This window comes from Devosia equisanguinis, assembly GCF_900631955.1.
In the GTDB taxonomy this organism is placed as follows: domain Bacteria; phylum Pseudomonadota; class Alphaproteobacteria; order Rhizobiales; family Devosiaceae; genus Devosia; species Devosia equisanguinis.
This window is the reverse complement of the sequence record NZ_UZWD01000068.1, coordinates 1-8,362: the sequence shown is the minus strand read 5'-3', so window position 1 is coordinate 8,362 and position 8,362 is coordinate 1. Positions and strand designations below refer to the sequence as shown.

The window sequence follows — 8,362 nt, the reverse complement described above, 5'->3', positions numbered from 1 at the left end:
GGGGTGGTTTGGGGGGGGTGCGGCAGGTTCAGAAAAATCCCATCAGCCAACGGATGCTCCTTTGGTTCAGCACCCCACCCTAATTCCCTCCCCTCACGGGGGGGGAGGCGAAGGAGCCCTGACACTGGTTATCGACGCGCCCAAACTAAACACTCCCCCTGGCGGGAGGGCCGGGGTGGGGGCCGTGAGCCCGCGCAGTGGATCACGCCTAAAACGACCTGCCGGTGCCCAGAAACCCCTGCAACCGCTCCAGCGCCTCTTCCACGGTCTGCCTTCTTCCCGCAAAGCTGAAGCGCACATAGCCATCCCCGCCGACGCGGTCGAAATCCACGCCCGGCGTTGCCGCCACCCCCGCCTGGTCGAGCATGGTTTCGCAGAAGGCCAGCGAGTCGTTGGAAAAGCGGCTGATACCGGCATAGGCGTAAAAAGCTCCGTCCCCGGCCTCGGCCAGATCGAATCCCAGCCCCCGCAGCCCCTCGGCCAGCAGCACGCGGTTGCGCGCATAGCTCGCCTTCTGCTCCTCGGCATAGTCGCGCTCGCCCAGGGCCACCGTGGCGGCGATTTGGCTCAGCGTCGGCGCCGAAATGAACAGGTTTTGCTGCAGGATTTCCGCCCGCCGGATCAGCCGTTGCGGCAACACCATCCAGCCGATGCGCCAGCCGGTCATGCAGTAATATTTGGAAAAGCTGTTGATGACCACGGCATCGCCCGTTAGCTCCAGCGCGCTCACCGATGGTCCGCGATAGTCCAGCCCATGATAAATCTCGTCGGAGATGAACTGCACGCCGAGCCGCGCACAGGTGGCGACGATAACGGCCAGCTGCGCCCTGTCCACGGCGGCCCCGGTGGGATTGGCCGGGCTGGCGAACAGCAGCCCCTCGAAGGGCTGTTCCCGATACGCCGCCTCGATATCGGCGCCCGTCAGATGCCAGTTATTCTCCGCTCGCACCGGGATTTCGGCATAGTCGAAGCCGAGCCCGATCAGCGTGTTGATATAGGCAGGATAGCCCGGCCGAGTGATGGCGATCCGCGCTCCGGGCTGGAAGGCAGTGTGGAAGGTCAGGATGAAGCCTGCCGACGAACCCATTGTCGCCAATATCATTTCCGGATCGACCGCGACCCTGTGCTGATCCGCATAATAGCGTGCCAGCGCTTCGCGCAGTGCCGTCAGTCCCTTGGCATTGGTATAGCCCTGCGGCTGCGGCAAAGCCCGCGCGACCGCTTCGAGCACGCGCGGCGCCGGCGGCTGGCCGGGTTCGCCGACCTCGAGATGGCAGATGGTTCGCCCCTGCCCCTCCAGCACCTTGGCGCGCTTGAGAATGTCCATGGCGAGAAACGGCCTCAAACCGTCCGGCGAGGTCTGTGTCATATGCAGCTCCGTCTGTCGCCCTGGGGACTACAGCGAAAGCCCCGCCGATCTCAACAACAATTGATATCAGCCGTGCCGCTGCGCCGATAAGCCGGTGCTAACCTGCGGCCACCTCTGCTAGAAGACCGAAACGACTCATTCGGAGCCTGCCTGATGAACCGCATCGCTATCGTGCTTGCCGCTATTGCCGGAATCCTGGCTGGCGCCCTTGGATATTCCCAGCTGAACCAGCCGCAGCCGCAAACCGATGCCGTCGCCGTTCGCGCCATTGTCGAACAGGTTCTTGCCGAGCAACCCAAAGCCGAGCCGGTGCAAGCCGTCGCCCAACTCGATCCTGCCGAACTCAATCCGCTGATCGAAAAATTTCTGATGAGCGACCCAAAGCTTCTGCAGCGCCTGTCCATCGCCTTGGACGAGACCTTGTCCGCCGAGGAAAAGTCGCGCACCCAGACGGCGCTGGCCTCGATGCAGGACGCCATCTACAATCAGCCTGACCAGATCGTCCTCGGCAATCCCAATGGCGACGTCACCCTGGTCGAGTTCTTCGACTACAATTGCGGCTATTGCCGCAACGCCCTGCCCGACCTGGCGGCCCTCCTCGCCGAAGACACCAATCTGCGCGTCATCCTCAAGGAGTTCCCAATCCTGTCTAACGAATCCATCGATGCCGCCCGCGTCGGCGTGCTGGTTGGCCAGTCGGATGCCGATTACTGGACGTTCCACGAGGCGCTGTTCACCAGCCGTGGCAAGGTCGACAAGGCCGTGGCCCTTGCAGCAGCCACCGATCTGGGGCTGAGCAGCGTCGATCTCGAGCTGCGGATGAAAGACGAAAGCGTCGCCAAGACCATCCAGAATTCCTACGAGATCGCCCAGGCACTCGGCATTTCCGGCACGCCGACCTATATCATCGGCAACGAGGTCATCCCCGGCGCCATCGGTGTCGAAGAGTTGCGCACCCGCATCGCCAATATGCGGGCCTGTGGCGAGAGCCAGTGCAGCTGATCACCCCGACCAGAAAACCACCGGTTTGGGCGGCGTCGCACGGTCACGGCTGGTGTTTTCGGTGCATTTCGTGTAACCGCCCTTGCATCGCCGGAAATCACCGGTGCACAACGCTTGGATCATGGCAAAGCACGTTCTCGTCCTCAACGGCCCGAACCTCAACATGCTCGGCAAACGCGAGCCCGGCATCTATGGCGCGGAAACGCTGTCCGATGTCGAAGCGCTCTGCCGGGCAGCCGGCGAGGAATTTGGCCTCACCGTTGATTGCCGCCAGTCCAATTTCGAAGGCGAATTGGTTACCTGGATTCAGGAAGCACTCGGCACCGCCGATGGCATTCTGATCAACCCGGGCGCCTATTCGCATACATCCGTAGCCATTCACGATGCGCTCCGGGCCGTGGGCCTGCCGGTGGCGGAAGTCCACATCAGCAATATTCATCAGCGCGAAGCCTTCCGGCACCATTCTTATGTGTCGTCGGTTGCCTTCGGCGTCATTTGCGGCTTCGGCACGCTTGGATATAAGCTGGCCCTCCACGCTTTGGCCCAAAAACTCAAATAACGCTTCGACGCGAGAAGCCGGGAGACCGACAAGAATGACCAAGTCATCGCAGGTGGATCAGGACCTGATCCGTGCCATTGCCGAATTGCTCAACAAGGAAAATCTCGCCGAGATCGAGATCGAGCAGGAAGACCTTCGGGTCCGCGTCACCCGCTCCTATCCCAATGAGGCCCCGGCCTATGCGCCCGCGCCCATGCAGTATTATGCGCCCCCGGCCGGCGCTCCTGCCGCCCCCGCGCCCAGCGCCCCGGCCGGTTCGGTGGCCGCAGCCCCCGCCAAGGCTGAAGACCTGGCCTCCAATCCAGGCACCCTGACCTCTCCCATGGTCGGCACCGCCTATCGCTCGCCCGAACCCGGCAAACCCGCCTTTGCCGAGGTCGGCTCCAAGGTCACCGAAGGTCAGACCGTCCTCATCATCGAGGCCATGAAGACCATGAACCAGATCCCCGCTCACCGCTCGGGCACCGTCACCCGCATTCTGGTGGAAGACGCCCAGCCGGTCGAATATGGCGAGCCGCTCGTCGTCATCGAATAAAGGGGACGTTCCATGTTCCAGAAGGTCCTGATCGCCAATCGCGGCGAAATCGCCCTGCGCATTCTGCGCGCCTGCAAGGAAATGGGTATCCAGACCGTTGCCGTGCATTCCACGGCCGACGCCAATGCCATGCATGTGCGCCTGGCCGACGAGAGCGTCTGCATCGGTCCCAATTCCGCCAAGGACTCCTACCTCAACATCCCCTCGATCCTGGCCGCCTGTGAGATCACCGGCGCCGACGCCGTGCATCCGGGCTATGGCTTCCTCTCGGAAAACGCCCGCTTCGCCAAGATTCTCGAAGAACACAAGGTGACCTTCATCGGTCCCTCGGCCCACCATATCGAGATCATGGGTGACAAGATCACCGCCAAGAAGACGGCGGTCGAGCTTGGCATTCCGGTCGTTCCCGGTTCCGCAGGCGCGGTGGAAACCGAACAGCAGGCGCTCAAGACCGTCCGCGACATCGGCTATCCCGTGCTGATCAAGGCCACGGCCGGCGGCGGCGGACGCGGCATGAAGGTCGCGCATTCCGAATCCGAGCTGCTGGTGGCCTGGTCAACAGCCCGTTCCGAGGCCAAGGCCGCTTTCGGCAATGACAGCGTCTATATGGAAAAGTATCTCGGCAAGCCCCGCCACATCGAAGTCCAGGTGCTGGGCGACGGTCAGGGCAATGCCGTCCATCTGGGCGTACGCGACTGCTCCCTGCAGCGCCGCCACCAGAAGGTCTGGGAAGAAGCTGGCGGTCCGACGATCCTGCCGGAAGAGCGTGATCGCATCGGCGAAATCTGCGCCGCGGCCATGCGCAAACTCAAATATTCCGGCGCCGGAACCGTCGAGTTCCTCTACGAAAACGGCGAGTTCTATTTCATCGAAATGAACACCCGCCTGCAGGTGGAGCACCCGGTCACCGAGCGCATCACCGGCATCGACATCGTCTACGAACAGATCCGCGTCGCCTCCGGCGAAGCCCTGTCGATGACACAGGACCAGGTGAGCTTTTATGGCCATGCCATCGAAGTGCGCATCAATGCCGAGGACCCGCAGACCTTCGCCCCCTCGCCAGGGACCATCACCTTCTATCACCCCGCCGGTGGCGTGGGCGTGCGCGTCGATTCCGCCGTCTATCAGGGCTATCGCATCCCGCCCTATTACGACTCGCTGATCGGCAAGCTCATCGTCTATGGCCGCACCCGCGAGGAATGCCTGAAACGCCTGGGCCGCGCCGTGGACGAGTTCGTCATCGACGGCGTCAAGACCACCCTGCCCCTGTTCCAGCGCCTGATGAAGGAGCCGGACATCCTGGCCGGCAATTACGACATCCACTGGCTGGAAAAATTCCTGGCCAACAACAGGGCCTGACGCAAAGAGGGAGCGCGGCGATGAGGTTGAAATATGTCCTTGGCGCCGCGATCCTCATGGTTCTTTCCACCCCGGCTATGGCGCAAGAATGCGCCAGGTGGGGCGAGCCGGCAGAGCTTTCTGGCATTCTGGTGGAGGGGATTTATCCCGGCCCGCCCGAATATGAGAGCGTTGAACGCGGTGACGCGGCCTATACCGCTCTCTTGCTTCACCTGACTACACCCATTTGCGTTTCGGAAGGCTCCGATCCCGAGGAGCCTGCGATTGAATCGACCGAGCTGGTCCAGTTGGCCTGCAGTCCGAAACGAATTTCCCGCTTGAAGTCAGGCGAGCGCATCACGGTGTCCGGAACGCTGTTTTCCGCCCATACCGGCTACCACGTCACACCAGCGCTTCTCGATTGCCAATAATCTAGCTCTATGGCCCGCCGATCTGATCCCTTCGCCGTCGACATTACGCCCGAGCTGATCATCCGTGCCTATCGCGCCGGCATCTTCCCCATGGCTGAGGATGCGGGCGACGAAAATCTGTTTTGGGTGAGCCCGGAAGAACGCGGCGTCATCCCGCTCGATGGCTTTCATCTCAGCCGCAGTCTGCGCAAGGCCATGCGCAAATCCGGCTGGGCCATTCGCGTCGATACCGATTGGGACGGCATCATCGAGGGCTGCGCCACCGTGGGCGAAGATCGGCACTCGACCTGGATCAATGCCACCATTCGCGCTGTCTATGGCGAACTTTTCCGCCGCGGCGTGGCCCACACAGTCGAGGTCTGGGACGGCAGCGACCTTGTCGGCGGCCTCTACGGCCTCGCCATTGGCGCCGCCTTCTTCGGCGAGTCCATGTTCCATCGTCGCACCGACGCCTCCAAAATGGCCATGGCCCATCTGGTCGAACGCCTCAACACCGGCGGCTTCGTGCTGCTCGACACCCAATTCCTCACCGATCACCTGGCCTCGCTCGGCGGCATCGAGATTTCCCGCGCCGATTATGAAGACCAGCTTGCCCGCGCCACCGCGCTTGACGCCGACTGGCACGCCTGGGAGCGCAACCAATGACCAAGCCCGCCGACCTACCGGAAAGCTTTGGCCCGCTCGAAACCCTCGATTGGGCCGAGATCAATATCGGCCAATCCGACAGCAGCGTCTGGCGCATCACCCTTGGCGACGGCAATGCCGTGTTCCTGAAAGCCGAGCCCCGTCATGAACTGGCAGAACTGCCGGGCGAGATCGAGCGCCTCAACTGGCTGACCAAGATGGGGTTCAAGGCGCCGCGCGTCGTCGATGCCGAACAGTCCGCCACCCGCACCTGGCTGCTGATGACCGCCGTGCCCGGACAGGACCTCACCCACTATACCGATCGCCCCGCCGATTTCGTCCGTGCCTATGCCCAGGGCCTCAAGCGCATGCATGCGCTTGACCCGACCCATTGCCCCTTCGACCACGGCATCGATGCTCGCCTGGCCGAAGGCGCAGCGCGTTTGCAGGCGGGCCTGGTGGACGAGGACGATTTCGATAGCGACCGCAAGGGCTGGACCGGCCTTGAGGTGCTGGATTGGCTACACGCCAACCGCCCCGATACCGGCCCGATGATCGTCACCCATGGCGACGCCTCGACCCCCAATATCCTGGCAGAGGATGGCCGTTTCTCCGGCATGATCGATTGCGGCCGCGTTGGACGTGCCGATGTCTGGCAAGACCTCGCCATTGCCTGCCGCAGCATTGCCTACAATCTCGGCCGCGACCACGTCACGGCCTTCCTCAAGGCCTACGGCGCCGAATGGGACGAAGCCAAATACACCTTCTACTGCACGCTCGACGAGCTCTTCTGATCCGAGCACCCTAACGCAGCTTGAACGCCAGCACCGTCACCCAGTCGTTCATATCGGGCACTTCGGCGGGGTCGGACTCGTAAAGCTCCAGCCGGCAGGCGAAATGATCGCCATCCGGTCGTTCCTCCACGTCGAGCGCGGTGTCGGTCTCCTTGAGCCAGCCGATCAGCATGCCGGTCACCATCATCAGCCTGTCCGGATGCCCATGCCAGGTCAGCGTCACGAACCGCCCGGCGGGCAAGGTGCCGAACCGCACACCATCTTCCTCCGGACCCACTGCCGCCACTGCGATTCCCGCTTCCACATCCAACGTATCCGCCATGTCGATGCGCCGATAATTGTAGAAGGCCGGACCGATCGGCCTGATCCCATGCCTGGCCAGATGCGCGAACAATAGCGGAAACCCCTCATTGGCGGGTTTCTGCATCTGGTCCATCCGCACGGTGAAGGTCACATATGCATAGGCCTGCGCCGACCGTTCGACGATTTCGGGTAAAGTCAGCATGGTTCTGTCCTCGCTCGCGTGCGCCCATCCGCCCGCACAGCTGCGACGGACGGGCTTTCCGCATCTCGACAGAGGAACTGCAAAAAAACTAGCGCTGATCCGGCGGCGGGATATTGGTCGAGGTCTTACACTCGATCAGCCACACGTCATAGACGGCATGATCCACAGCGTTGAGCGCGGGACTATCGGCAAACATCCAGCCGGTGAACAGGCGCGTGCCAGTGCCGTCCAGGCTCATCTGGTTGACCTCGAGAAAGGCCGACGTGCGCTGCAGGGTATCATTGGCCGGCCGGTTGTAGCAGGCCCGTGGCGTGATCTCGAGCGCCCCGAACAGCACCGTCTCGTTGATATAGACGTCGAACCGCGTAATGCGGCCGGTGATCTTGTCGAGGCCGGCAAAGGTCGCCACCGGATTGGCAATCGGCTGCGCCATCGCTGGCGCCTGCCCGAATGCGCAGAGCAAAACGGCCGCTGCCAGGAGCGGCCGCATTGCATGCGACAGACGAAGGAACAATGCCTTCACGGCCTTATTCGGGGGACCAAGCCTGGTAGTCGCCGGTCACGCGCGGACGCTCGCCGGTGTTGAGCAGGCTGCCTTCCGGACGGTAAGCGGCTGCCGTACCGGTCAGGTTCGGCTGGTGCGGTTTTTCCCAGGCGCGCGGCTCATATTTGGCTTCGGCCGGCACCACATCGGTGCGGTGATGCATCCAGCCATGCCAACCGGGCGGAATCGCCGACGCATCAGCATAGCCACCGGCATAAGTCACATAACGGCGGTCATGCTTCTTGTCGTAATAGTAGCGATTGCCGAACTCATCCGAGCCGACATAGGCGCCGAAGCGGCGGATCCACAGACGCGTACCCCAGGTGTTGCCACCCCACCAGGAGAGGATTTCGGTCAGGAACTGCTTGATACCGGATTGGGCCACGGGACGATTCCGAATAAATGCGCGTCGAATTGCCTGCGGTTTAGCATGGCTGGCCGGGTGAGCCTAGCCAAAACCGCGCCCGCCCCGCTGTGAATTGCCGCGCCCAAGTGCTCCGGCGGCGGTCGCCATGGCACAGCCCGCCTCCCATTAGCGCCCAGGTCTATCGCAGATGGCGAATTGGCACCGGGCTCTCATCCCCCCACCCCAACCCTCCCCGCAAGGGGGAGGGAGCCGGACCGGGTGTTTTGGCGAACTCTTGCCCACAACGCGATGCGG

Annotated in this window: 11 protein-coding genes; 7 read left to right on the top strand and 4 right to left on the bottom strand. The window is 62.7% G+C overall.

Going from position 1 to position 8,362, the window contains the following annotated elements:
* Positions 1–208: 208 nt before the first annotated feature.
* Positions 209–1,369, bottom strand: a complete 1,161-nt coding sequence (locus tag DEVEQU_RS19280) for a pyridoxal phosphate-dependent aminotransferase (RefSeq protein ID WP_206437894.1) — start codon at positions 1,367–1,369, stop codon at positions 209–211.
* Between the two features lie 153 nt (positions 1,370–1,522).
* On the opposite strand from DEVEQU_RS19280, the gene DEVEQU_RS19275 reads away from it, so the two are divergent.
* The 7 genes from DEVEQU_RS19275 to DEVEQU_RS19245 all read left to right on the top strand — a co-directional run bounded on the left by DEVEQU_RS19275 (position 1,523) and on the right by DEVEQU_RS19245 (position 6,652).
* Positions 1,523–2,371: a DsbA family protein gene (locus tag DEVEQU_RS19275; protein ID WP_126152235.1), complete on the top strand. Its 849-nt coding sequence runs from the start codon at positions 1,523–1,525 to the stop codon at positions 2,369–2,371.
* A gap of 121 nt (positions 2,372–2,492) precedes the next feature.
* Entirely contained in the window at positions 2,493–2,930 is a 438-nt protein-coding gene (gene aroQ / locus DEVEQU_RS19270) for a type II 3-dehydroquinate dehydratase (protein WP_126152234.1), read from the top strand.
* 34 nt (positions 2,931–2,964) lie between these two features.
* Positions 2,965–3,465: an acetyl-CoA carboxylase biotin carboxyl carrier protein gene (gene accB / locus DEVEQU_RS19265; protein WP_126152233.1), complete on the top strand. Its 501-nt coding sequence runs from the start codon at positions 2,965–2,967 to the stop codon at positions 3,463–3,465.
* Positions 3,466–3,477: 12 nt separating this feature from the next.
* Positions 3,478–4,824: an acetyl-CoA carboxylase biotin carboxylase subunit gene (gene accC, locus DEVEQU_RS19260; RefSeq protein WP_126152232.1), complete on the top strand. Its 1,347-nt coding sequence runs from the start codon at positions 3,478–3,480 to the stop codon at positions 4,822–4,824.
* A gap of 20 nt (positions 4,825–4,844) precedes the next feature.
* Entirely contained in the window at positions 4,845–5,234 is a 390-nt protein-coding gene (locus DEVEQU_RS19255; protein ID WP_126152231.1) for a DUF4431 domain-containing protein, read from the top strand.
* Between the two features lie 9 nt (positions 5,235–5,243).
* Positions 5,244–5,879: a leucyl/phenylalanyl-tRNA--protein transferase gene (aat, locus tag DEVEQU_RS19250; protein ID WP_126152230.1), complete on the top strand. Its 636-nt coding sequence runs from the start codon at positions 5,244–5,246 to the stop codon at positions 5,877–5,879.
* Positions 5,876–6,652 carry an APH(3') family aminoglycoside O-phosphotransferase gene (locus DEVEQU_RS19245; RefSeq protein ID WP_126152229.1) on the top strand — a complete coding sequence of 259 codons (777 nt, stop codon included), beginning with the start codon at positions 5,876–5,878 and terminating at the stop codon, positions 6,650–6,652. The genes aat and DEVEQU_RS19245 overlap by 4 nt, the downstream gene beginning before the upstream one ends.
* Before the next feature lie 10 nt (positions 6,653–6,662).
* Here the strand turns inward: DEVEQU_RS19245 and DEVEQU_RS19240 are convergent, their stop codons facing one another.
* The 3 genes from DEVEQU_RS19240 to DEVEQU_RS19230 all read right to left on the bottom strand — a co-directional run bounded on the left by DEVEQU_RS19240 (position 6,663) and on the right by DEVEQU_RS19230 (position 8,071).
* On the bottom strand, positions 6,663–7,157 hold the full coding sequence (locus tag DEVEQU_RS19240) for a GyrI-like domain-containing protein (RefSeq protein WP_126152228.1): 495 nt from the start codon (positions 7,155–7,157) through the stop codon (positions 6,663–6,665).
* A gap of 88 nt (positions 7,158–7,245) precedes the next feature.
* Complete coding sequence (locus DEVEQU_RS19235; RefSeq protein ID WP_386849517.1) at positions 7,246–7,590, bottom strand: DUF2155 domain-containing protein; 345 nt, start codon at positions 7,588–7,590, stop codon at positions 7,246–7,248.
* Positions 7,591–7,684: 94 nt separating this feature from the next.
* Positions 7,685–8,071: an NADH:ubiquinone oxidoreductase subunit NDUFA12 gene (locus tag DEVEQU_RS19230; RefSeq protein WP_126152236.1), complete on the bottom strand. Its 387-nt coding sequence runs from the start codon at positions 8,069–8,071 to the stop codon at positions 7,685–7,687.
* Between the last annotated feature and the right edge of the window lie 291 nt (positions 8,072–8,362).

Coding starts and splice junctions, on each gene's coding strand:
- DEVEQU_RS19280 (WP_206437894.1), bottom strand. CDS start 1,369: ATGACACAGACCTCGCCGGACGGTTTGAGGCCGTTTCTCGCCATGGAC.
- DEVEQU_RS19275 (WP_126152235.1), top strand. CDS start 1,523: ATGAACCGCATCGCTATCGTGCTTGCCGCTATTGCCGGAATCCTGGCT.
- aroQ (WP_126152234.1), top strand. CDS start 2,493: ATGGCAAAGCACGTTCTCGTCCTCAACGGCCCGAACCTCAACATGCTC.
- accB (WP_126152233.1), top strand. CDS start 2,965: ATGACCAAGTCATCGCAGGTGGATCAGGACCTGATCCGTGCCATTGCC.
- accC (WP_126152232.1), top strand. CDS start 3,478: ATGTTCCAGAAGGTCCTGATCGCCAATCGCGGCGAAATCGCCCTGCGC.
- DEVEQU_RS19255 (WP_126152231.1), top strand. CDS start 4,845: ATGAGGTTGAAATATGTCCTTGGCGCCGCGATCCTCATGGTTCTTTCC.
- aat (WP_126152230.1), top strand. CDS start 5,244: ATGGCCCGCCGATCTGATCCCTTCGCCGTCGACATTACGCCCGAGCTG.
- DEVEQU_RS19245 (WP_126152229.1), top strand. CDS start 5,876: ATGACCAAGCCCGCCGACCTACCGGAAAGCTTTGGCCCGCTCGAAACC.
- DEVEQU_RS19240 (WP_126152228.1), bottom strand. CDS start 7,157: ATGCTGACTTTACCCGAAATCGTCGAACGGTCGGCGCAGGCCTATGCA.
- DEVEQU_RS19235 (WP_386849517.1), bottom strand. CDS start 7,590: ATGGCGCAGCCGATTGCCAATCCGGTGGCGACCTTTGCCGGCCTCGAC.